Here is a 21130-nt window from a genome sequence, read left to right as displayed (position 1 = left end):
GCGCCATGATAGCCGCTCGGGCCCGAACGGGCGCGATCCTCGCGTTCTCCATACCAGAGATTCCGACCACATGACCGATACCGACGCCGGCGCGGGCGCGCCTCCGGTTCCGGGCGCCGAACCCGGCATCCGCATCCTGGCCCAGTTCATCCGCGACCTGTCGTTCGAGAACCCGCGCGCGCCCGAGGCGCTGCGCCCCAGCCAGGACCAGCCCCAGATCGACCTTCAGGTCGAGATGAACGCCCGCGGCCGCGAGGACGGCCTGTTCGAGGTGGACCTGAAGCTGTCGGCCCGCGCCGGCCGCCCCGACGGGGCGCTGTTCCACGTGGAGCTGCTGTACGGCGGCGTGTTCCAGATCACCGGCGTGCCGGCCGAGGAGATGGAGCCGGTCCTCCTGATCGAGTGCCCGCGCTACATGTTCCCCTTCGCCCGGCGGATCATCGCCGAGGTCACGGCCGAAGGCGGATTCCCGCCCTTCCTGCTCGACCCGATCGACTTCGCCGGCGTCTACGCCGCCCGCAAGGCCCAGCAGGACCCCACCGTCGGCCACGCCTGAACCGACCGCTCCCCGCGGGGCCGACGTCCCCGCGGGAATGGCTAGGCCAGGTCCGCGATCTCGGCGTCGGTCAGGTCGCCGGGGACGATGGTGATGGGGACCTTGCGGTCGCCGAAGCGGACGCCGTCCTTGGCGATGGCGCCGACGAGGGGGCCCGGCCCGCCGCGTCCGGTCGCCGCGGCCAGCACGACGATCTTGATGTCCGGATCCTCGGTGAGGACCTTGCGAAGCGCGGCGCGGGGGCTGTCGGCTTCGTGGATCAGGAACTCGGGCGGCAGGCCGGTCTCGGCCTGGACGAACTCGGCCGACTGCTGCAGCGCCGCCTCGGCCTCCTGGCGCTGCTGCCGCGCGATCTCCTCGCGGACGCCGGACCAGTGCTCGAACACCGCCGGCTGGATCACCCGCAGCAGCGCGACATAGCCGCCGGTCGAGCGCGCGCGGCGGCACGCGAACCGGAGCGCCGTCTGGAACTCCGCCGTGTCGTCCGCCACGACCAGGAATTTGCGCCGTACGCTCATGGACGGAGCCTTACCGCTTGCGGGCCGGGGCGCAAGCGGGCGGCCTCACGCGCCCCAGAACCCGACCAGGGCCTTCACCTCGGCCAGGGTCGGCGCGGCGATGGCGCGGGCGCGGCCGGCCCCGTCGGTCAGCACGCGGTCGATCTCGCCCGGGTCGGACAGCAGCCGGCGCATCTCGCCGCCGATCGGGCCCATGACCGCGACCGCGAGGTCCGCCAGCCTGGGCTTGAATGCGCCGAAGCCCTGGCCGGCGTACTCGGCCAGCACCTCGGCCTCGGCCTTGCCGGCCAGCGCCGCATAGATGCCGATCAGGTTCTTCGCCTCGGCCCGACCCTCCAGGCCCTCGGCCGTTTCGGGCAGCGGCTCGGCGTCGGTCCGCGCCTTGCGGATCTTCTGGGCGATGGCGTCGGCGTCATCGGTGAGGTTGATGCGCGAATAGTCCGAGGGGTCGGACTTGCTCATCTTGGCCGCCCCGTCCCGCAGGCTCATCACCCGCGCGCCCGGTCCCTGGGTCAGCGGCTCGGGCAGGGGGAAGAAGCCGGGCGCCGCGAAGTCGTTGTTGAACTTCTGGGCGATGTCGCGGGTCAGTTCCAGGTGCTGCTTCTGGTCGTCGCCGACCGGCACCTTGGTCGCCTTGTAGGCCAGGATGTCGGCGGCCTGGAGCACGGGATAGGTGTAGAGCCCGACGCTGGACCGCTCCTTGTGCTTGCCGCTCTTCTCCTTGAACTGGGTCATGCGGTCCAGCCAGCCGAGGCGGGCGACGCAGTTGAAGATCCAGGCCAGCTCGGCGTGCTCGGGCACGGCCGACTGGGCGAAGATGGTGGCGACCTTGGGATCCAGGCCGGTGGCCAGGTAGGCGGCGGCGATCTCGCGCACCTGCTGCTTCAGCTTCGCCGGCTCCTGCCAGACGGTGATGGCGTGGTAGTCGGCCACGAAGATGAAGGTCGGGATCTCGTGCTGGAGCCTGGCGAACTTCTTCAGCGCGCCCAGGTAGTTGCCCAGGTGCAGGTCGCCCGAGGGCTGGACGCCCGAGAGCACGCGGTCGGGGCCGGAATAGGAGACGGGACCCGCATCGGGGGCCGGAGCTTGGTCGGTCATGATGGTCGGCTTCTGTAAGGAACGGGCAGGCGGGCGCAAAGCCCGGTTTCACGGGTGGGCGGTCAGCGCCATCGCCAGATGAGACGTTCGGAAGCCATGCCGGCGCGAATAGCCCGCGGCGCGCGTCACGACAAGTCCGCGGGCGCGGCCGGCGGATCGCCCCGCCGCCGCCGCAGGGCCGCCTTCGCCTCGGCCGGCGTCAGGCCGCCGAAGGCGAACAGCAGCGCCGGGTAGAGCGCCAGCCCCGCCGAACAGACCAGGACGATCGAGATCTCCTTCACCCCGAACGGCAGGACGGCGCCCACCGCCGCCTCGATGTCGGCCCGGAAGAGGTTGGCGGCGAACAGCGCGCCGCCCAGCGCCGCGCTGGCCAGGGCGATCCGCACGATCCGCGAGATGGTCCGCGGCGAGGGCCGCCAGTCGCCGCGGCGGGTGAGCGAGACCCACATCTGCAGCACGCTGATCCAGGCCGCGACGCTGGTGGCGATGGCCACGCCCTGGAAGCCGATGGCGTAGAACAGCGCGATCCCCAGCACGATGTTCACCCCCACCGAGATCAGCGAGAACCGCATCGGGGTCCGGGTGTCCTGCCGGGCGAAGAAGGCCGGCTGGAGGATGCGCAGCAGCACGAAGGCCGGCACGCCCCAGCCGTAGTGGAACAGGAGCTGGCCGGTGGCCGCCGCGTCGACCGCGGTGAACTGGTCGCGGGTGAACAGGCCGTCGATCAGGTAGACCGGCAGCGCCATCAGCGCCGCCGCCGCCGGCAGGCTGAGCGCCAGGGCGAAGACGACCCCCTGGTCCATCGCCGCCTGGGCGTCGTCATGGTCGTCCCTCTGGAGCGCCTGCGACAGCCGCGGCAGCAGCGCCACGCCGATGGCCACGCCCACCAGGCTCATGGGAAGCTGGTACAGCCGGTCGGCCACGTTCATCCACACGCGCATCCCGGCGATCTGCGACGCCAGGATTCCCGAGATGAAGATGTTGATCTGGGTGGCCGAGTTGGCGATCGCCGCGGGTACGGCCAGTTTCACCAGCGCCTTCATCTCGGGCGTCAGCCGCGGCCGGACGAGGCGGAGGCGCGCCCCGCTGCGCCGCGCCCCCCACCAACAGATTCCCGCCTGGCCGATCCCGGCGATCACCACCGCGCCCGAGGCCCACCAGGCGGCCCGCACCGGGTCCGTCTGGGGCAGAACCACCGCCAGCATCACGAGGTTGAGGACGGTCGGATAGGCGGCCGAGACGATGAACTTCCCGCGGGCGTTGAGGATGCCGGAGAACAACGCCGCGATGGCCATGCACGGCAGGTAGGGCATCGTCACCTGGGTCAGCATCCAGGCCAGGCGGAACTTCTCGGGCTGGTCGGCGTAGCCGGGGTTGATGACGTACATCAGCCACGGCATCGCCAGCTGGGCGACCAGCATGACCGCCACCGTGGCGACGGCGACCGTGGCCAGGGCGTCGGCGGCGAAGCGGTCGGCGTCGGCCTCGCCCTCTCCCGCCAGCCGGCGCGAATAGGCGGGCACGAAGGCGGCGGCGAAGGCGCCCTCGGCGAAGATCCGGCGGAACAGGTTCGGGAAGGCGAGGGCGGTATAGTAGGCGTCGGCCGCGATCGTCGCGCTGGCCCCCAGGCGCGCCGTGACCACGAGGTCGCGAACCAGCCCCATCACCCGGCTGACCAGCGTCAGCCCCGAGAAGATCGCCGACGAGCGCAGCAGGCCGCCGCCGGATCGTTTCGGCGCAGGCGGGGTCCCGGGCGCGGGCGCGGGCTGCGCGGGAGACGGGGTGGCGGTCTCGGTCACGAAGCCCTAGGGACGCTGCGTCGGAAGCGGCGTCAACCTAGCCGCAGGCGGCGCGGATCGCCCGTGGATTCTCGGCGCCGACGGGCTACGCTGATGCGCAGAACAGAGGGAGGGTCGTCGTGGGGCTGAAGGTGATCGGGTCGGGGCTGGGCCGGACGGGCACGCTGTCGACCAAGCTGGCGCTGGAGCAGCTCGGGTTCGGCCCCTGCCACCACATGGCCGAGGTGTTCATGAATCCCCGGTCGATCGCACTCTGGGTCCAGGCGGGCCGGGGCCGCCCCGACTGGGACGCGATCTTCGACGGCTATTCGTCGATGGTGGACCATCCCGGCTGCTGCTACTGGCGCGAGCTGATGGACCGCTATCCGGACGCGAAGGTGCTGCACACCGTCCGCGACCCCGACAAGTGGTTCGACTCCACCCAGGCGACGATCTTCAACCCGCACCGGCCGCACCCGGATCAGGAGCCGATGAAGACGTTCTTCGACCAGATCAACGCTTTCTACGGCGGCGACATGCACGACCGCGGCTTCATGACCGATTTCTTCCACCGCCATACGGAAACGGTGGTCGCGGCCGTCCCGAAGGACCGGCTCCTGGTGTTCGACGTGCGCGAGGGATGGGGTCCGCTCTGCGCGTTCCTGGGCGTCCCCGCGCCCGACACCCCCTACCCGCGCGAGAACTCCACCGAACAGTTCCAGAGCCGCGCGGGCGCCGGCCAGGCGCCGCTCGACATGGACAGGATCGCGCAGTCCGCGCGGGCGGCGGCCGGCAAAGCCTGACCCTCGGCCGATCCTAGTCCCGAGCGCCGAACACCGCCGAGCCCACGCGCACGCTGGTGGCGCCGAAGCGGATGGCGGTCTCGAAGTCGGCGCTCATGCCCATCGACAGCTTCGCGAGGCCGTTGCGGCGCGCGATCTCGCGCAGCAGCGCGAAATGCGGCCCCGGCGGCTCGTCGGCCGGCGGGATGCACATCAGCCCCTCGGGCTCGAGGCCGTAGGTCGTCCGGCAGGCGGCCACGAAGGCGTCAGTCTCGGTGGGGACCACACCCGCCTTCTGCGGCTCCTCGCCGGTGTTCACCTGCACGTAGAGCCGGGGCCGCCGGCCCTGGCGCTGGACCTCCTCGGCGAGGACGCGCGCCAGCTTCTCGCGATCCAGGGTCTCGATGACGTCGAAGAACGCCACCGCCTCGCGCGCCTTGTTGGTCTGCAACGGGCCGATCAGGCGCAGTTCCAGGCCCTCCGACCGCCTTTCCCAGCGCGTCATCGCCTCCTGCACGCGGTTCTCGCCGAACACCCGCTGGCCCGCCGCCAGCACCGGCGCGACGGCCTCCCACGGCTGCTGCTTGGACACGGCCACCAGGGTCACGTCGGACGGATCGCGCCGGGCGGCTTGCGCGGCGCGGGCGATCCGGGCCACCACGTCGGCATAGGCTGCGGACTCGGAAGAGGGGGCGGACATTTCGGCGTTCTGGACCCTTGAGCGGACCGCCCGGCTTCTACCGGCGCGCCGGAGGCTGCGGAAGGCCCTGCCGCCCCTCCTGTTCTTCACCGACCCCGACCGCACGCCCGACCCGGAGGCCGTCGCCCGCCGCCTGCCGCGCGGCGCGGGCGTCGTCTACCGGCACTTCGGCGCCCCCGACGCCGAGGCCCGCGCGCGGCGATTGCTGGCCATCGCGCGGGCGCGCGGCCTGGTGCTGCTGATCGGCCAGGACGCCGCCCTGGCCGCCCGGATCGGCGCGCACGGCGTCCACCTGCCCCAGAGGCTGGCCCACCGCGCCCTCCCGCTGCGCCGGATGCGGCCCGATTGGCTGATCACCGCGGCGGCCCACGGCGTCGCGTCCGCGCGGGCCAGCCGGGGGCACGCGATCGTGATCTCCCCAGCCCTGCTGTCGCGCAGCCCATCCGCCGGACGGCCCCTGGGACCTGCGCGGCTGGCCGCGATGGTGCGCGCGGCGGGACGGCCGGCCTACGGCCTGGGCGGGATCAATCCGGCGACGGCCCGCCGGCTTCGGGCGACGGGCTTGATCGGACTGGCTGCTGTCGAGGGCTTCGGCGCGTGAGCGCCCTTGCACCCCTTCGAAACACGAAGACCACCAGAAACGCCCTGCCGCGCGCGTGGCGCCGGAGCTACTGGAGCGCCTTCGTGGTCTTCGTGTCGAGATGACTGCGCCCGCGGCGCATTCAGGCGCACGAAAGGCTGCTTCTCCGCACAAGGCGGCCGGGATCGTCAGAACTTGAAGCTTGATTCCAGCCGGACCTTGGGCTGGTCGGCGGGGCGGGCCTGGTTGCGCTGCGGCGTCAGGTCCTGGTCGCCCAGGGCCACAGAACCGCCGACGCGCACCGACGGCGTGATCCGGAAGAACGCGCCGGCCGAGACGTCGTTCGGCGTCGCGGGCCGCCCGTCGGGCTGCTGCATGCCGAAGGTCAGGCCGAAACGGCCCTTGCTGGCGTCGAGCTTGTAGGCGCGGCTGGCGCTGGGCGCGACGGTCGTGGGCTCGGCGCGGACGGTGAAGTCGACGGACTTGGAGGCCGGCTCGGCCGCCCACGCGCCACCCGCCGCCATGCTCATCAGCATGGCTGTGGCCAGGACGATGCTCGCGCCGCGCTTCGACATCCGAACTTATATAGCCCCAACGGTCACCTACCGCGACCCTGCCCATACAGCACGGGGTCGCGATTGCCAGCGAATTAAGGGCGGCGCCTTTTCCGGGTCAACGGGAGTCAGCTGTCGTTCAGCCTGGAGGCGATATATGCGCGCCGTGTGTGGCCGAAGCGCCACGCGATTCCTGTTTGGCGGTTCCGGCCGCGTTGTTATAGAGGCAGCCGGCGCGGGGCGGCGCCGTGGTGCGCGGATGCGCCCACGGAAATCTATGGAGGCGGATGCTAATGCCGTTTGTGCGCGGTAACCGGACGCGAGTCCTCAAGGTGGCGGTCGTGGCGCTGAGCGTCGCCGGCCTGGCGGCCTGCGGCAGCGTTCCGACCCCCTTCGGCGGCAATTCCCGCGCCCGCCCGGCCGGCGACAGCGCCGCCGCCATCGCCGTGAACGGCTACCTGTGGCGCGCGACGCTGGACACGCTCAGCTTCATGCCCCTGCAGTCGGCCGATCCGTACGGCGGCGTCATCATGACCGACTGGTATGTCAATCCCGAGAAGCCCGACGAGCGCTTCAAGGCCACGGTCTACATCCTGGACTCGCGCCTGCGCGCCGACGGCCTGAACGTGGCGATCTTCAAGCAGACGCGCGACGCGTCGGGAACCTGGATCGACCAGCCGGCGGCCGGCCAGACCGAGACCGACATCGAGAATTCGATCCTGACCCGCGCGCGCCAGCTTCGACTTTCGAACATCCGGGGCTAGTGGCTCCCCCTCAGGGGGAGCTCCCGCGAAGCGGGTGAGGGGGCTCCGCCCCCGCATCGCCGCGGATGAAGCCCCCTCCGGCTCGGGGCTTCGCCCCGATCCACCTCCCCCAGCGGGGGAGGAATGCCGTTGACCGGAAGTCCAACTCCAGTCCAAAGGCCGCGCGTCATGGCCCGCTACAATCCCAAAGACATCGAACCCAAGTGGCGTCAGGCGTGGACCGACGTCGACGCCTTCCGCGCGGTCGCCGACCGCAGCAAGCCCAAGTACTATGTGCTGGAGATGTTCCCCTATCCGTCGGGGCGTCTGCACATGGGCCACGTGCGCAACTACGCGATGGGCGACGTCATCGCCCGCTTCAAGCGCGCCAAGGGCTTCGCGGTGCTGCACCCGATGGGCTGGGACGCCTTCGGCCTGCCCGCCGAGAATGCGGCGATGGAGCGCGGCGTCGATCCCAAGGAATGGACCTACGCCAACATCGACCGGATGCGGGCCGAGCTGAAGGAGCTGGGCCTGAGCATCGACTGGTCGCGCGAGTTCGCGACCTGCGACGTCGGGTATTACGGCAAGCAGCAGGCCTGGTTCCTGGACCTGTTCGAGCGGGGCCTGGTCTATCGCAAGGAGAGCCTGGTCAACTGGGACCCGGTCGACCAGACGGTGCTGGCCAACGAGCAGGTGGTCGACGGCCGCGGCTGGCGCTCGGGCGCGGTGGTCGAGAAGCGCAAGCTGAACCAGTGGTCCATGCGGATCACCGACTACGCCGACCAGCTCACCGACGACCTGAAGGGCCTGGACCGCTGGCCCGAGAAGGTCCGCGTGATGCAGGAGAACTGGATCGGACGCTCCAGGGGCCTGAAGTTCCGGTTCCACTTCGCCCACGCCCGCGCCGGCGAGGAGATGGAGTCCGCGCGCGCCGGCGGGGCGGCGCCCGACGGCTTCGCCGACGGCCTGGAGGTCTACACCACGCGACCCGACACCCTGTACGGCGCCAGCTTCGTGGGGATCGCCCCGGACCATCCGCTGGCGGCGGCCGTGGCGGCGCGCGACCCGCAGGCGGCGGCGTTCATCGAGGACTGCCGCAAGGGCGCGGCGACCGAGGCCGAGATCGAGACGGCGGAGAAGAAAGGCTACGACACCGGCCTCCGGGTGAAGCACCCGTTCGATCCGGCGTGGGAGCTGCCCGTCTGGATCGCGAACTTCATCCTGATGGACTACGGCACGGGCGCGATCTTCGCCTGCCCGGCGCACGACCAGCGCGACCTGGACTTCTGCCGCAAGTACGACCTGCCGGTGAAGCCCGTGGTCCTGCCGCCGGGCGAGGACGCGGCGACGTTCCGCATCGGCGACGAGGCCTATGTCGGCCCCGGCGCCATCTACAACTCCGATGGCCTGGACGGCCTGGACATCGAGGCGGCCAAGGCCGAAGCCATCCGCCGGATCGAGGCCCAGGGCGACGGCGAGGGCGCGACGGTCTTCCGCCTGCGCGACTGGGGCGTCTCGCGACAGCGGGCCTGGGGCTGCCCGATCCCGGTGGTGCATTGCGAGAAGGACGGCGTCGTCCCGCTGCCCAAGAGCGCGCTGCCGGTGGCCCATCCCGACGACATCGAGTTCGGCAAGGCGGGCAATGCGCTGGAGCGGCACCCCACCTGGAAACACACCACCTGCCCCAAATGCGGCGGCCCGGCGGTGCGCGAGACCGACACCCTGGACACCTTCGTGGACAGCTCGTGGTACTTCGCCCGCTTCGCCAACCCGCACGCCGCCGAGCCGATCGACAAGGCCGACGCCGACTACTGGCTGCCCGTGGACCAGTACATCGGCGGCATCGAGCACGCCGTGCTGCACCTGCTGTACGCCCGCTTCGTCACCAAGGCCCTGGCCGACGACGGCCAGTTGTCGGTGCGCGAGCCGTTCGCCGGCCTGTTCACTCAGGGCATGGTCACGCACGAGACCTACCGCCGCCAGAGCGGCGAATGGATCGAGCCCAGGGACGTCGAGATCGTCGCCGAGGGGAACACGCGGCGGGCGACGCTGCTGGAGTCGGGCGAGCCGGTGATCATCGGCGACGTCGAGAAGATGTCGAAGTCCAAGCGCAACACGGTCGCGCCCGAGGAGATCTTCGAGGTCTACGGCGTCGACGCCGCGCGCCTGTTCGTGCTGTCCGACAGCCCGGCCGAGCGCGACGTCCAGTGGACGACCGGCGGGGTCCAGGGCGCCTGGCGCTTCGTCACCCGGGTGTGGGACGAGTTCGACAGCCAGCCGGCCGGCGGGGTCGCGGCCGAGCCCGACGCCGAGCTGCGCCGCGCCACCCACAAGCTGATCCGCCAGGTGACCGAGGCCATCGACGGCTTCCGCTTCAACTCGGGCATCGCGCGCCTGTACGAGTTCCTGAACCTGCTGAAGGCCAACCCCGCCAAAGGCGCGACGCCGGCCGTCCTGGCCGCCCGCCAGGAGGCGCTGTCGGCCTTCGCCCGCCTGATCGCCCCCTTCACCCCGCACCTGGCCGAGGAATGCTGGGCCCGGATCGGCGGCGAGGGGATGGTGGTGGCCGCGCCCTGGCCCGGGTTCGACGCGGCCCTGACCGAAGACTCGACCAAGGTCCTGCCGGTCCAGGTCAACGGCAAGCGCCGCGGCGAGATCACCGCCCCGGCGGGCGCCGAGCCGGCCGAGGTGGAGGCGATCCTGAAGGCCGACGCGGACATCGCCGCCAAGCTGGAAGGCCTGACGATCCGCAAGATCATTGTGGTCAAGGACCGGATCGTGAATATCGTGGCCGCATGAGGATAGCTCCCGCCTTCGCCGCACTGGCGGTCGCCGCCGGCCTGTCCGGTTGCGCCGGCTTCCAGCCGCTGTACGGCGAACCCCAGGTGGTGCGGAGCCTCGCGGCCATCGACGTCCAGGCCCCGGCCGGGCGGACGGGCTACCTGATCCGCCAGCATCTGGACGACGCCTTCGGGCGAAACCCGGGCGCGCCGCCCGCCTACACGATGGAGCTGAGCCTCGGCGAGGCCCGCTATCCGCGCGGCGTGCGGATCGACAACGTGGCCACCCGCTACGAGTACGTGCTCACCGCCGCCTATGTGCTGAAGACCGTGCCCGACGGCGCGATCGCCCGGCGCGGCCAGGTGCGCGTCGAGCTGACCTACGACTCCGCCGACCAGCCCTACGCCTCCATCGCGGCCCAGCAGGACGCCCAGGACCGCGCCGCCGACGAAGCGGCCCGCCGCATCCAGCTCGAGCTGGCCGTCTGGCTCGCCAATGGGGGCCGGAACGGGGGCCAGCGCGCCGCGGGGCGCTAGATGATGTTTCACCGCTCATCCCGGCGAACGCCGGGACCCAGATGGAGAGGCTCCGGCGTGGATTCCAGGACTTCGGCGTCCCTCCCGCCCACCGCCACGCTCCGGGATCTGGGTCCCGGCGTTCGCCGGGATGAGCGGATGGAGTTGGCGGGGCGCTAGATGATCCTCAGCCGCCGCCCCGACATCGAGCGGTTCCTGTCGAAGCCCGATCCGGCCCTGCGCGCCGCCCTGATCTACGGCCGCGACCTGGGCGTGGTGCGCGACCGCGGCCACCAGCTCGCGGGCAAGCTGGTCCCCAATCCCGACGACCCGTTCGACGTGGCCGTGCTCACCGAGCAGGACCTGGCCGACGACGCCGGCCGCCTGGAGGGCGAGCTGGCGGCCCAGTCGCTGATGGGCGGCCGCCGCCTCGTCCGCCTCCGCCTCGCGGCCGAGAAGCCCGCCGCCGACAAGCTGTCGGCCGAGGCGCTCACCCGCCACGCCGCCGGCGAGCTGAACCCCGACGCCTTCTTCCTGATCGAGGCCGGGAACCTGGGCCGCGACTCCGCGCTGCGCAAGGCGGCCGAGAAGGCGACGACCGCCGCCGCCATCCCCTGCTACGAGGACGAACCCGGCGACGTGGCCCGCCTGGTGCGCGACACCCTGGCCGCCGACCGGGTCGGCCTGACCGCCGACGCCCTTCAGCTGTTCGTCGGCCGCCTGCCCAAGGAGCGCGGCGTGGCCCGCCAGGAGATCGAGCGCCTCGCCCTCTACCTCGGCCCGGGGGGCGGCATGACCGCGACCCCCGCCGACCTCGAGCCCTTCCTCGGCGTGGAGCCCGAGTCCTCGCTGCTGGACGCCGCCGCCGACGCCTTCGGCGGCCGCATCGCCGAGGCCCAGGCGGGCCTGCGCCGCGCCGCCCAGGAGGGCGAGTCCGGTCCGGCCGCCGTCCGCGCCGTGGGCATGCACCTGGGCCGCCTGCGCCGCACGTTGACCCTGGTCAAGGCCGGCGCCGGCGCGCAGGAGGCCGCAAAGGCCTCGGGCGTCTTCTGGAAGCAGGAGCGGGAGTTCCTCCGCCAGGCCCGCGCCTGGACCCTCGACGAACTCGACCGCATCCAGCCCGAGGTCCTGGCCGCCGACCGGGCCTGCAAGACCGCCGGCTCGCCCGACCGCCTCATCGCCGAACGCCTGGCCCTGATGGTCGCCAGCCGCGCCCGGCGGCTGGGGCTGTAGGCTTTCGCGCTACTTCGCCGTCGCGGCGACCTCCTGCAGGACCTCGAAGCCCTCGAACTGTGGGTGGCCCATGTAGAGCGGCTTGTTGTCGCCGGCGCCCCGATGCGCCAGCCGGAAGGCTTCCGACTTCGTCCAGGCCTCGAACGCCGCCCGCGACGCCCACTGCGAGTGGGAGGCGTAGAGCGTGTGGTCCTCACGCTCGGGTCCGCGCAGGAGGCTGAAGTGCTGGAACCCCGGCACGGTCTCCAGATGTGTCTCGCGCGAAAGCCAGACGGCCTCGAACGCCGCCTCCTGCCCGCGCAGCACCTGAAAGCGGTTCATGGCGATGAACATGGCGGGCTCCCGAACACCAGAGACTGTCCGCCCCACTCTGCCGCGATGCGTCGCGGCGTTCCAGCCCTACCCCGTCGACGTCGTCGGAAACGGGATCACCACGGCCGCCTGTTCGGCCTGGCGCTGCTGGCCGATCTCCGCGTTGCGGCGAATGACCTGCTGCAGATGGGGCGCCATGAAGTCGATGAAGGCGCGGACGCGGGGCGTGTCCTTCAGGTCGCGGCGGGTGACGATCCACGAGGTGGCGCGGGCCTCCTCGATCACGTCCGAGCAGCGCAGCAGGTCGCGATCCATGTCGGCCACGGTGCAGGGCAGGGCGCCGACGCCCAGGCCCGCCTTCACCGCCTGCAACAGGCTGCCGAGGCTGTTGGACCGGGTGATCGGCGTCTTGCCGCCCGAGTGGCGCATCATCCAGGTGGCGCCGGGAAACTCGCCCATCTCCATCGCCACGTCGATGAGGTCGTGGTCCTTGAGGTCGTCGGGCGAGGCCGGCGCGCCGCGGCGGGCGGCGTAGTCGCGGCTGCAATAGAGCGCCATGTCGTGGTCGGCGATCTTGCGCGCCACGAGGTCGGATTCGGCCAGCGCCTTGCCGGTGCGGATGGCCAGGTCCGCCTCGCCGTTCTCGAGATCCAGCGCCCGGTCGGTGACCACGAGGTCCACCTGCACGTCCGGATGGATCTTGCGGAACTCGCCCAGGGCCGGGATCACCATGGTGTTGGCCACCAGTTCGTTGGTGGTCAGCCGGAGCGCGCCCGCCACGCCACGGAGCTGGCCGGCCGCTTGGTTGGCGAAACGGATCGCCGCCCGCTCGACCAGCTCGGCCTCGCCGATCAGGGCCTGGCCCGTCTCGGTCAGCCGGCTGCCGCTCTGGCCGCGCTCGAACAGCTTGAACCCCAGGTCGTTTTCCAGGCTCTCGATCCGCCGGGCGACCGTGGTCTGGTTGACGCCCAGCGCCTTCGACGCCGCCAGCGTGGATCCCCCGCGGGCGACGGCCAGGAACGCCTTGAGGTCATTCCAGTCGAACATGGCGGCATTCTGCGGCGAGCGCGCACGCGACGGCAAGAGGCCTCATCCGGACGCCCGCCGCCGCCGTATCTTCTTGCGTCCCCCGCCTGCGGGGGCCGGGCGGGCCGCACCCTCATCGGCCGCCGTTCGGGAACCTCGCGGGCTTTCCCCGTCCCGGTTGGATGCTAAGGAGTCCCCACCTTGCTCCAACCGGGATGCTTCATGTTCCGCACCTTCCGCGCGGCCGGCCTGGCCCTCCTGCTGGCGATCGCGCCGGCCGCCGCCGTCGCCGCCGACGTCCCTCCCATCGCCTTCACCGAGCGCACCCTGCCCAACGGCCTGAAGGTGATCGCCTCGCTCGACCGCACCACACCGAACGTCTCCGTCCAGGTCTGGTACGGCGTGGGGTCCAAGGACGACCCCGAGGGCCGCTCGGGCTTCGCGCACCTGTTCGAGCACCTGATGTTCAAGGCCACCCGCAACATGCCGGCCGAGACCCTGGACCGCATGACCGAGGACGTGGGCGGCTTCAACAACGCCTCCACCGCCGACGACTTCACCGACTACTACGAGGTGGTGCCCGCCCAGCACCTGGAGCGCATCCTGTGGGCCGAGGCCGACCGCATGTCGACGCTGGTGGTCGACGAGGCGATCTTCGCGTCCGAGCGCGACGTGGTGAAGGAGGAGCTGCGCCAGCGCGTCCTGGCCTCGCCCTACGGCCGCCTGTTCGCCCTCTACCTGCCGCAGGCCAGCTACACCACCCATCCTTACCGCCGGCCCGGCATCGGCTCGATCGAGGAGCTGGACGCCGCGACCATCGACGACGTGCGCGCCTTCCACCACACCTACTACCGGCCCGACAACGCCATCCTCATCGTCGTGGGCAACTTCGATCCCGCGAAGCTGGACGCCTGGGTCGACCGCTACTTCGCCCCGCTGAAGCCGCCCGCCCGGCCCCTGCCGCGCGTCACGGTGAAGGAGCCGCCGCGCACCGGGCCGGGCGTCTTCGACGGCTACGGCCCCAACGTGCCCCTGCCGGCGGTCGTGCTCTCGTGGCAGGCGGTCGCCGCCGCCGATCCCGACGCCCCGGCGCTGAAGGTGCTGGACGCCATCCTCTCGGCCGGCAAGTCCTCGCGGCTCTACAACAGCCTGGTCTACGACCAGCAGATCGCGGTCGAGGCGTTCTCGGGCGCCGACCTGCCGCGCGATCCCGGCCTCTTCATGCTGGGCGCCATCATGTCCAGCGGCAAGACCGTGGACCAGGGCGAGGCCGCCCTGCTGGCCGAGGTGAAACGCCTGCGCGACGCGCCGCCGACCGACGCCGAGATGGCCGAGGCCCGGAACGAGCTGCTGGCCGACGCCCTGCGTGAGCGCGAGACCATCGACGGCCGCGGCAGCGCCATCGGCTACGCCGCCCTGGTCGACGGCGATCCGAACGCGGTCAACACGGCCCTGGGCCGACTCCAGGCGGTCACCGCCGCCGACGTCCAGCGCGTGGCCCGCAAGTACCTGGCCGAGGACCGGCGGATGACCATCCGCTACCGTCCCGAGAGCGAGCGGCCGCCGGGCGGGGCCCCGCCCCCCGCGCCGACGCCGCCGAAGACCGTCGCCCGCTACGACGGCCCGGTCTTCACCCTCGCCCCCGAGGCCGAGCGGGTCCGGCCGCCGCCGGTGGGCGAGCCGATCGCCCCGGTCCTGCCCCGCCCCGCCGAGACCGTCCTGCCCAACGGCCTTCGCGTGATCGTGGCCCGCTCGTCCGACCTGCCGCTGGTCACCGCCGAGCTCACGGTCAAGGTGGGCGCCTGGGCCGACCCGCCGGGGCTGTCGGGCGCCGCGTCCATGATGGCCGGCATGCTCACCGAGGGCACGAAGACGCGCTCCGCGCAGCAGATCGCCCGCCAGATCGAGAGCCTGGGCGCCTCGCTCGCGTCCGGCGGCGGGCTCGAGGCCTCGTCCGTGACCCTGGGCGCGCTGCCCGACACCCTGCCCCGGGCGCTGGCGATCATGGCCGACGTGGCCCGCAACCCGGCCTTCGCCGCCGAGGAGCTGGAGCGCCAGCGCGACCAGGCGCTGGACGGCCTGCGCGTGGCCCTGGGCGACCCCGGATCGGTCGCCGGCCTCGCCAGCGCGCCGCTGGTGTTCGCCGGCACCCCGTTCGGCCATGTGGCCCAGGGCACCCCCGGCAGCCTCCCGCGGCTGAAGCCCGCCGACCTGGCCGCCCTGCACGCCACGTGGTTCCGCCCCGACAACGCCATCCTGGTGCTGACGGGCGACATCGACCCCGAGACCGGCTTCCGCCTGGCGCGCGAGGCCTTCGGTGGCTGGGTCCGCCCGCGCGCAGGCCTGCCGCCGACCCCCGACATCCGGCCCCAGGCGCCGCCCCGCGCCGTGGGACTGGACCTCCCCGGCTCGGGCCAGGCCTCGGTCAACGTCCTGAAGCCGTCGATCGCCCGCGCCGACCCGGACTATTATCCGGCCCTGGTGACCACCTCGCTCCTGGGCGGCGGCTATTCGGCGCGCCTGAACCAGGAGATCCGCATCAAGCGCGGCCTCTCCTATGGCGCGAGCGCCCGCCTGGCGACCGCCCGCACCACCGGCTCGTTCCGCGCCTCGGCCCAGACCAAGAACGAGTCGGCCGGCGAGGTGCTGGACCTGATCCGCGCCGAGATGTCCCGCCTCGCCGCCGAGCCCGCCGGCGCCGACGAACTGACCGCGCGCCGCTCGGTGCTGACGGGCGGCTACGGCCGCACCCTCGCCACCTCGGCCGGCCTCGCCGGCGTGCTGGGCGACCTGGCGTTCCACGGCGTCCCGCTGGACGAGATGGCCGCCTACACGGCCAAGGTGGAGGCGGTGGACGCCGCCCAGGTCCAGGCCTTCGCCGCCCGCGCCTTCCGCCCCGACGGCGCCAGCGTGGTGGTGGCCGGCGATGCGGCGACCTTCGCCGAGGGTCTCAAGGCCCGGCTGCCCGGCCTGGAGGTGATCCCCGTCGACCGCCTCGACCTCGACAGCCCCACGCTCAGGGCGCGATAGCCCTCGGCGGGCTTGATTTCGGCGTGCGGGGGCGTGCTCTGATCCGCCGGCGGGAGGGTGTGACCATGCAGGGACTGTCGTGGCAGGGGTGGGCGGTGCTGTCGGCGGTGTTCGCCGCCCTCACGGCCATCTTCGGCAAGGTGGGCGTGGAGAACGTCAACAGCGACTTCGCCACCTTCATCCGCACGGGCTTCATCATCGTGATCCTGGCGGGTTTCCTGGCGGTGACCGGCCAGTATCAGCCGCTCGGCGCGATCCCGCGCAACACCTGGGTCTTCCTGGGCCTGTCGGGCGTCGCCACCGGCGCCTCGTGGCTCTGCTACTATCGCGCGCTGCAACTCGGCGAGGCCGCGCGCGTGGCGCCGATCGACAAGCTGAGCGTGCTGCTGGTGGCCGTCTTCGGCGTCCTGTTCCTCGGCGAGCGCCTCTCGGGCCTCAACTGGGTGGGCGTCGCCCTGATCGCCGCCGGGGCCGTGCTGGTGGCGATCAAGGCCACGCCGGGCTGAGCCGGGGTCAGCGGCCGGCCGGCAGGTCGGGACCCGTCGTCCAGCGGCCCAGGTCGTCCTCGCGCCCCATCAGCGCCAGGCCCGAGGCGATCGACTCCAGCTCGGCCCCCGTCTCGATCCGCGCCGGGTCGAAACGGCGCCCGAAGATCGCGCGGACCGCCGGGACCAGCGACGAGCCGCCGGTCAGGAATACCCGGTCGATCGCCTCTGCCGCCAGGCCGGCGTCCGCCAGGGCGGCGTCCACGGCGCCCTCGATCAGCGCCAGCTCCGGGGCGATCCAGCCCTCGAACTCGGCCCTCGCCACGTCGCGCGCGATGTCGATGGAGCCGGCCTCGAACCGGAACGCCGCCCCGGACTCGGCCGACAGCGTCTCCTTCAGGCGCGAGACGGCGCGGTACAGGCGGTAGCCGTGGTTCTCGTCCAGGATCTCGATCAGGCGGGCGATCTTCTCCGGCTCGGCCGCCTGGCGTTCCAGGGCGCGGATCTCGCGCATGTCGCGGCTGGCGCGCAGCAGGGCCAGCTGGTCCCACCGTGCGAAGGCCGCATAGTACTTGTAGGGAATGGGCAGGGTCTTGCCGAACGAGAGATAGTCGCCGCCCTTGCCCAGCTCGGGCGAGACCAGATGGTCGATGATCCGGTAGTCGAACGCATCCCCCGCCACCCCCACGCCCGCCCGGCCCAGCGGCGTGGCGCGCAGGCTCCCGGCGACCCGCTCGAAGCGGATGATCGAGAAGTCCGAGGTGCCGCCGCCGAAGTCGCCCACCAGCACCGTGGCGTCATGGTCCAGGCCCCGGGCGAAGAAGAACGCGGCGCCCACCGGCTCGTAGGCGTAGCGCACGGCCTCCACGCCCATCCGGTTGAAGGCCGTCTCGTAGCGCCGGAGCGCCAGGGCCTCGTTGGGCGCGCCGCCCACGAACCGCACCGGCCGGCCCACGATCACCCGCTCGGGCAGCTCGGCCAGGTCGCCGCCGCCGTACTCCCGCACCTTCAGCAGGAAGGTGGAGAGCAGGTCCTCGAACCGGTAGCGGCGGCCCAGGATCTGGGTCTCGGTGAAGCTCTCCTGGGCGGCGAAGCTCTTGAAGCTCTGGATGAACCGCGTCTCGGCGGGATCGTCCACATAGGCCTCGATGGCCCACGGCCCGGCCGTCACCTGGCGTTCGGACGGCAGGTCGGGCGGCGCGTAGAACGAAAGGCACGAGCGGAACGCGAACAGCTCCCCTTCCGTCGCCGGAAACCGCACCAGCCGCGCCGGCCCCTCGCCGCCCGCGAGGGCCAGCACGGTGTTGGTCGTGCCGAAGTCGATGCCGAGGCTGAAGGGCGCGGACATGGCGGGGCTTTCCGAGGGGCGCGCCCCATACCAGACCCGCGCCCGTCCGCAAACCGTCCCGCGGCGGCTATGGGGCCGCCGGCGCCCCTCGCCGCACCCGGACGACCTTCAGCGCCCGCACCCGCCCGTCGCGGTCGGGCCAGTCGATAGTCTGCCCCTCGCTGAGGCCCAGCAGCGCCGCGCCGATCGGGGTCATCACCGAGATGCGGCCCTGGGCGATGTCGGCGTCGCGCGGATAGACCAGCCGCACCGTCCGGGAATCCCCGTGGGCGGCGTCCACGAACTCCACCTCGGACTCCATGCCCACCACGCCCGGCGGCACGTCAGCGTCGGGGAGCACCTCGGCGCGCTCGAGTTCGGCAAGGAGACCCAGGGGGACTCCTCGAGCCTCGACCTGTTCGGCGATGGGGAAGAGGCGGTCGGCGTCGGTCTCGCCGACGATCAACGGCGGGCGCGCGGGCGCGGCCTGCGAGGGCATGGGTGTCTCCGGGATCAGGTAGGACGCGGCGCCCGGCTCAGGAGCTGGTGCTCAGGGGCCGGCGCGGGAAGAACGGAAAGCTGGGATCAGGGTCCCCGACCCCACGCGCAAAGAGAGGCCGGGGCGACTAGCCTGCCTGGAGCGTGCCGCCGTGGTGGCGGAACCGGAGGAATGTGGGCCGTTGAAACACGAAAGCATCAGGCCGCGCGCCCGCGCGGAAGTCAACTCGGACACATCGTCCCGGAAACGGTGGGGAGGTTCCTGGTGGAGCCGAGGGGAGTCGAACCCCTGACCTCCTCATTGCGAACGAGGCGCTCTACCAACTGAGCTACGGCCCCAGGAAGGCGCGGAATAAGTCGATTGCGGGGCCGCCTGTCAAGCGGGCATGCGCGCGGCGCGCGCAAGGCGTCCCTCGAGGGTCGCCCAGGAGGCGCGCCGGGGGGCCGTCCGGGGGCTCGGCGCCGCTTCACCTTGCCACGGCCGCAAAGGGCCTTAGAAGCAGGGCGATGACCGGATTTCTCCTCTTCGTCCTGCAGAACCTGATCGGGCTGCTCGTCATTGCGATCATCGTCAGCGCGGTGATGTCGTGGCTGGTGGCGTTCAACGTCATCAACCTGCGCAACCAGTTCGTCTACAGCGTGGCCCGGGTGCTGGACGCCATCACCCAGCCGGTGCTGCGGCCGTTCCAGAAGGTGATCCCGCCCCTGGGCGGCGTCGACATCAGCCCCATCGTGGCGATCCTGGTCCTCCAGGGGATCAGCCGCTACCTGCTGCCCTGGCTGGCCGAGCCGCTCTACCGGCTGGTGGGCTGACGGCGATCTCGCCGCCCTTCCGCCTCGCGGTCCGCGTCACGCCCAAGGGCGGCCGCGACGGCGTCGACGGCTGGGCCGCGGACGAGGCCGGCCGCCTCGTACTGAAGGTGCGGGTCTCCTCGCCGCCGGCCGACGGCGCCGCCAACGCGGCGGTGGTCGCCCTGATCGCCAAGGCGCTGAAGGTCCCGAAATCGGCCGTCCGCATCGCCGCCGGCGACACCGCGCGCGTGAAGCGGCTGGAGATCGACGGCGTCGGGCCGGTCCAGATCGCCCTGGCGTTCGGCCCCCCGCCGGGCGAAGGTTGAGGTCATGGCCAGCCGCATGCCTCCCTCGCGCGCCGACCTCGGGCGCCTGATCGCCGACGCCCGCCGGATCGTCGTCTTCACCGGCGCCGGCATCTCCACCGAGAGCGGCATCCCCGACTTCCGCAGCCCCGGCGGGGTGTGGAGCAAGATGAAGCCGATCTACTTCCAGGAGTTCGTCGCCAGCGAGGACAAGCGGCGCGAGGCGTGGTCGCGCGTGTTCTCGGGCCGCGCCGGCTGGGTGGGCCGCGAGCCCAACGACGGCCACGCCGGGGTGGCCCGCCTGGTCCACGCCGGCAAGGCCTCCAGCATCGTCACCCAGAACGTCGACAACCTGCACCAGGCCTCGGGCGTGCCGGCCGAGCGGGTGATCGAGCTGCACGGCAACGCCAGCTACGCCACCTGCCTGGAATGCGGCTTGCGCCACGAGCTGGAGGACCTGAGGGTGCTGTACGAGGCCACCGGCGACCTGCCCGCCTGCCGCGCGTGCAGCGGGATCGTGAAGACGGCCACCATCTCGTTCGGCCAGGCCATGCCGCCCGAACCGATGGCCCGCGCCGAGGCCGAGACCCGCGCCTGCGACCTCTTCCTGGTTCTGGGGTCGTCGCTGGTGGTCTATCCGGCGGCCGGCTTCCCGGTGATGGCCAAGCGGAACGGGGCGGTGCTGGCCATCGTGAACCGCGAGGAGACCGAGCTCGACGCCTACGCCGACCTCGTGCTGCACGACGAGATCGGCCCGGTGATGCGCGAAGTGGCGCCGGCCAACTAAAGCGCGGCGCCCGCGCCTTTCGTCACACCCCCGCCTTGATCGCGGGTCTAAAGGCTCCGCCTTTGCAGTCCGGGAGTTCGTTGCGTGATCAGATCTGTCGCCATCGCCGGTTCGTCGCTCCTCATGGCCGCCCTGCTCGCCGGTTGCAGCTCCGGGGAAAGCAGCGGCGGCGGCTCGGGCGACCCCTACGCGGGCCACGAGTCCCAGATCCAGGCCTGGCGCGACGATATCGAGGCCGGCCACCCCGCCTGCGCAGCCAAGGTCGACGGCAAGGGCTGTCAGGACTTCCAGGTGATGTGCAAGGCCGCCCAGGACCTGACCCCGGAAGACACCGCCCGCGGCGCCACGGCCAAGCTGGTCGCCGCCATGACCTTCGCCGGCCGCAACGAGGACGGATCCACCGGCAAGTCCGGCTCGTCCTTCGCCTACCTGATCCGCACGCCCCAGGGCTGGACGCGCGAGGACTCCAAGCCGGTCAACATGACCACCTGCGCCCCGCTGTAACCGAGCCGGTCGAGCCCCAGGGTCAGAACCGCCCGGACGCATCGAAGAAGACAGTCGCGTGACGCCGCCGGCCTACGTCCGATTCTGACGTAGCGGGGTGGTTGGATGTCCCTCATGTCCGAGGGACCCGACATCGACGTCGTGGCGCTGGCCGCGCTGGACCGGCTGGCGGCGCTGGACCTCTCCGCCGCGGAGAAGGCCCACGGCGCCCTCATGGCCGCCG

At 72.0% G+C, this 21130-nt stretch carries 22 protein-coding genes and 1 tRNA gene; 13 read left to right on the top strand and 10 right to left on the bottom strand.

The window, feature by feature from the left end:
- Positions 1 to 70 precede the first annotated feature (70 nt).
- Positions 71 to 556 (top strand): protein-export chaperone SecB, encoded by a 486-nt coding sequence (secB, locus tag WG212_RS22415; RefSeq protein WP_337189331.1) that lies wholly within the window; start codon positions 71 to 73, stop codon positions 554 to 556.
- A 41-nt stretch (positions 557 to 597) separates the two neighbouring features.
- Here secB and WG212_RS22410 read toward each other — a convergent pair whose 3' ends face one another.
- The 3 genes from WG212_RS22410 to murJ all read right to left on the bottom strand — a co-directional run bounded on the left by WG212_RS22410 (position 598) and on the right by murJ (position 3971).
- On the bottom strand, positions 598 to 1074 hold the full coding sequence (locus tag WG212_RS22410) for a universal stress protein (RefSeq protein WP_337189330.1): 477 nt from the start codon (positions 1072 to 1074) through the stop codon (positions 598 to 600).
- Between the two features lie 45 nt (positions 1075 to 1119).
- Positions 1120 to 2172: a tryptophan--tRNA ligase gene (trpS, locus tag WG212_RS22405; RefSeq protein ID WP_337189329.1), complete on the bottom strand. Its 1053-nt coding sequence runs from the start codon at positions 2170 to 2172 to the stop codon at positions 1120 to 1122.
- Positions 2173 to 2297: 125 nt separating this feature from the next.
- Positions 2298 to 3971, bottom strand: coding sequence for a murein biosynthesis integral membrane protein MurJ (gene murJ, locus WG212_RS22400; protein ID WP_337189328.1), 1674 nt, complete (start codon positions 3969 to 3971; stop codon positions 2298 to 2300).
- Positions 3972 to 4090: 119 nt separating this feature from the next.
- Here murJ and WG212_RS22395 point away from each other — a divergent pair, with 119 nt between their 5' ends.
- Positions 4091 to 4753: a sulfotransferase family protein gene (locus tag WG212_RS22395; RefSeq protein WP_337189327.1), complete on the top strand. Its 663-nt coding sequence runs from the start codon at positions 4091 to 4093 to the stop codon at positions 4751 to 4753.
- Positions 4754 to 4766: 13 nt separating this feature from the next.
- Here the strand turns inward: WG212_RS22395 and WG212_RS22390 are convergent, their stop codons facing one another.
- Positions 4767 to 5432 (bottom strand): YggS family pyridoxal phosphate-dependent enzyme, encoded by a 666-nt coding sequence (locus tag WG212_RS22390; protein WP_337189326.1) that lies wholly within the window; start codon positions 5430 to 5432, stop codon positions 4767 to 4769.
- Between WG212_RS22390 and WG212_RS22385 the strand changes: the two genes are divergently transcribed.
- Entirely contained in the window at positions 5431 to 6033 is a 603-nt protein-coding gene (locus tag WG212_RS22385; protein ID WP_337189344.1) for a thiamine phosphate synthase, read from the top strand. The two genes, WG212_RS22390 and WG212_RS22385, sit on opposite strands and share 2 nt — an antisense overlap.
- A 167-nt stretch (positions 6034 to 6200) precedes the next feature.
- Here WG212_RS22385 and WG212_RS22380 read toward each other — a convergent pair whose 3' ends face one another.
- Complete coding sequence (locus WG212_RS22380) at positions 6201 to 6587, bottom strand: NtrZ family periplasmic regulatory protein (RefSeq protein WP_337189325.1); 387 nt, start codon at positions 6585 to 6587, stop codon at positions 6201 to 6203.
- Between the two features lie 272 nt (positions 6588 to 6859).
- Here WG212_RS22380 and WG212_RS22375 point away from each other — a divergent pair, with 272 nt between their 5' ends.
- The 4 genes from WG212_RS22375 (at position 6860) to holA (ending at position 11841) form a co-directional block, all read left to right on the top strand.
- Positions 6860 to 7330, top strand: a complete 471-nt coding sequence (locus WG212_RS22375) for a DUF3576 domain-containing protein (RefSeq protein ID WP_337189343.1) — start codon at positions 6860 to 6862, stop codon at positions 7328 to 7330.
- A 168-nt stretch (positions 7331 to 7498) separates the two neighbouring features.
- Entirely contained in the window at positions 7499 to 10111 is a 2613-nt protein-coding gene (gene leuS / locus WG212_RS22370; RefSeq protein WP_337189324.1) for a leucine--tRNA ligase, read from the top strand.
- Positions 10108 to 10629, top strand: a complete 522-nt coding sequence (gene lptE, locus WG212_RS22365; protein ID WP_337189323.1) for an LPS assembly lipoprotein LptE — start codon at positions 10108 to 10110, stop codon at positions 10627 to 10629. The genes leuS and lptE overlap by 4 nt, the downstream gene beginning before the upstream one ends.
- A gap of 159 nt (positions 10630 to 10788) precedes the next feature.
- Positions 10789 to 11841: a DNA polymerase III subunit delta gene (gene holA, locus WG212_RS22360; RefSeq protein ID WP_337189322.1), complete on the top strand. Its 1053-nt coding sequence runs from the start codon at positions 10789 to 10791 to the stop codon at positions 11839 to 11841.
- Positions 11842 to 11850: 9 nt separating this feature from the next.
- Here the strand turns inward: holA and WG212_RS22355 are convergent, their stop codons facing one another.
- A complete protein-coding gene (locus WG212_RS22355; protein ID WP_337189321.1) occupies positions 11851 to 12174 on the bottom strand; it encodes an antibiotic biosynthesis monooxygenase in 324 nt (107 codons plus the stop codon).
- Between the two features lie 66 nt (positions 12175 to 12240).
- On the bottom strand, positions 12241 to 13200 hold the full coding sequence (locus WG212_RS22350; protein WP_337189320.1) for a LysR family transcriptional regulator: 960 nt from the start codon (positions 13198 to 13200) through the stop codon (positions 12241 to 12243).
- Between the two features lie 201 nt (positions 13201 to 13401).
- Between WG212_RS22350 and WG212_RS22345 the strand changes: the two genes are divergently transcribed.
- A complete protein-coding gene (locus tag WG212_RS22345) occupies positions 13402 to 16209 on the top strand; it encodes a pitrilysin family protein (protein WP_337189319.1) in 2808 nt (935 codons plus the stop codon).
- Between the two features lie 65 nt (positions 16210 to 16274).
- Positions 16275 to 16715, top strand: a complete 441-nt coding sequence (locus WG212_RS22340; protein WP_337189318.1) for an EamA family transporter — start codon at positions 16275 to 16277, stop codon at positions 16713 to 16715.
- A gap of 7 nt (positions 16716 to 16722) precedes the next feature.
- Here WG212_RS22340 and WG212_RS22335 read toward each other — a convergent pair whose 3' ends face one another.
- The 3 genes from WG212_RS22335 to WG212_RS22325 form a co-directional block, all read right to left on the bottom strand.
- A complete protein-coding gene (locus WG212_RS22335; protein WP_337189317.1) occupies positions 16723 to 18042 on the bottom strand; it encodes an Hsp70 family protein in 1320 nt (439 codons plus the stop codon).
- A gap of 67 nt (positions 18043 to 18109) precedes the next feature.
- Positions 18110 to 18520: a nucleoside diphosphate kinase regulator gene (gene rnk / locus WG212_RS22330; RefSeq protein ID WP_337189316.1), complete on the bottom strand. Its 411-nt coding sequence runs from the start codon at positions 18518 to 18520 to the stop codon at positions 18110 to 18112.
- A 262-nt stretch (positions 18521 to 18782) separates the two neighbouring features.
- A tRNA-Ala gene (locus WG212_RS22325) sits at positions 18783 to 18858 on the bottom strand.
- 168 nt (positions 18859 to 19026) lie between these two features.
- On the opposite strand from WG212_RS22325, the gene WG212_RS22320 reads away from it, so the two are divergent.
- The 4 genes from WG212_RS22320 to WG212_RS22305 all read left to right on the top strand — a co-directional run bounded on the left by WG212_RS22320 (position 19027) and on the right by WG212_RS22305 (position 20907).
- Entirely contained in the window at positions 19027 to 19332 is a 306-nt protein-coding gene (locus WG212_RS22320; protein ID WP_337189315.1) for a YggT family protein, read from the top strand.
- A 5-nt stretch (positions 19333 to 19337) separates the two neighbouring features.
- Positions 19338 to 19637 (top strand): DUF167 family protein, encoded by a 300-nt coding sequence (locus WG212_RS22315; protein WP_337189342.1) that lies wholly within the window; start codon positions 19338 to 19340, stop codon positions 19635 to 19637.
- Between the two features lie 4 nt (positions 19638 to 19641).
- Positions 19642 to 20403, top strand: coding sequence for a Sir2 family NAD-dependent protein deacetylase (locus tag WG212_RS22310; protein WP_337189314.1), 762 nt, complete (start codon positions 19642 to 19644; stop codon positions 20401 to 20403).
- Positions 20404 to 20487: 84 nt separating this feature from the next.
- Entirely contained in the window at positions 20488 to 20907 is a 420-nt protein-coding gene (locus WG212_RS22305) for a hypothetical protein (RefSeq protein WP_337189313.1), read from the top strand.
- Positions 20908 to 21130 lie beyond the last annotated feature (223 nt).

The organism is Phenylobacterium sp., assembly GCF_037189685.1.
Classification (GTDB): Bacteria; Pseudomonadota; Alphaproteobacteria; order Caulobacterales; family Caulobacteraceae; genus Phenylobacterium.
This window is presented reverse-complemented; position numbering and strand designations above follow the sequence as displayed.

Coding starts and splice junctions, on each gene's coding strand:
- WG212_RS22380 (WP_337189325.1), bottom strand. CDS start 6,587: ATGTCGAAGCGCGGCGCGAGCATCGTCCTGGCCACAGCCATGCTGATG.
- WG212_RS22375 (WP_337189343.1), top strand. CDS start 6,860: ATGCCGTTTGTGCGCGGTAACCGGACGCGAGTCCTCAAGGTGGCGGTC.
- WG212_RS22350 (WP_337189320.1), bottom strand. CDS start 13,200: ATGTTCGACTGGAATGACCTCAAGGCGTTCCTGGCCGTCGCCCGCGGG.
- WG212_RS22310 (WP_337189314.1), top strand. CDS start 19,642: ATGGCCAGCCGCATGCCTCCCTCGCGCGCCGACCTCGGGCGCCTGATC.
- lptE (WP_337189323.1), top strand. CDS start 10,108: ATGAGGATAGCTCCCGCCTTCGCCGCACTGGCGGTCGCCGCCGGCCTG.
- WG212_RS22335 (WP_337189317.1), bottom strand. CDS start 18,042: ATGTCCGCGCCCTTCAGCCTCGGCATCGACTTCGGCACGACCAACACC.
- WG212_RS22355 (WP_337189321.1), bottom strand. CDS start 12,174: ATGTTCATCGCCATGAACCGCTTTCAGGTGCTGCGCGGGCAGGAGGCG.
- rnk (WP_337189316.1), bottom strand. CDS start 18,520: ATGCCCTCGCAGGCCGCGCCCGCGCGCCCGCCGTTGATCGTCGGCGAG.
- WG212_RS22320 (WP_337189315.1), top strand. CDS start 19,027: ATGACCGGATTTCTCCTCTTCGTCCTGCAGAACCTGATCGGGCTGCTC.
- WG212_RS22390 (WP_337189326.1), bottom strand. CDS start 5,432: ATGTCCGCCCCCTCTTCCGAGTCCGCAGCCTATGCCGACGTGGTGGCC.
- holA (WP_337189322.1), top strand. CDS start 10,789: ATGATCCTCAGCCGCCGCCCCGACATCGAGCGGTTCCTGTCGAAGCCC.
- trpS (WP_337189329.1), bottom strand. CDS start 2,172: ATGACCGACCAAGCTCCGGCCCCCGATGCGGGTCCCGTCTCCTATTCC.
- leuS (WP_337189324.1), top strand. CDS start 7,499: ATGGCCCGCTACAATCCCAAAGACATCGAACCCAAGTGGCGTCAGGCG.
- WG212_RS22340 (WP_337189318.1), top strand. CDS start 16,275: ATGCAGGGACTGTCGTGGCAGGGGTGGGCGGTGCTGTCGGCGGTGTTC.
- secB (WP_337189331.1), top strand. CDS start 71: ATGACCGATACCGACGCCGGCGCGGGCGCGCCTCCGGTTCCGGGCGCC.
- WG212_RS22345 (WP_337189319.1), top strand. CDS start 13,402: ATGTTCCGCACCTTCCGCGCGGCCGGCCTGGCCCTCCTGCTGGCGATC.
- WG212_RS22410 (WP_337189330.1), bottom strand. CDS start 1,074: ATGAGCGTACGGCGCAAATTCCTGGTCGTGGCGGACGACACGGCGGAG.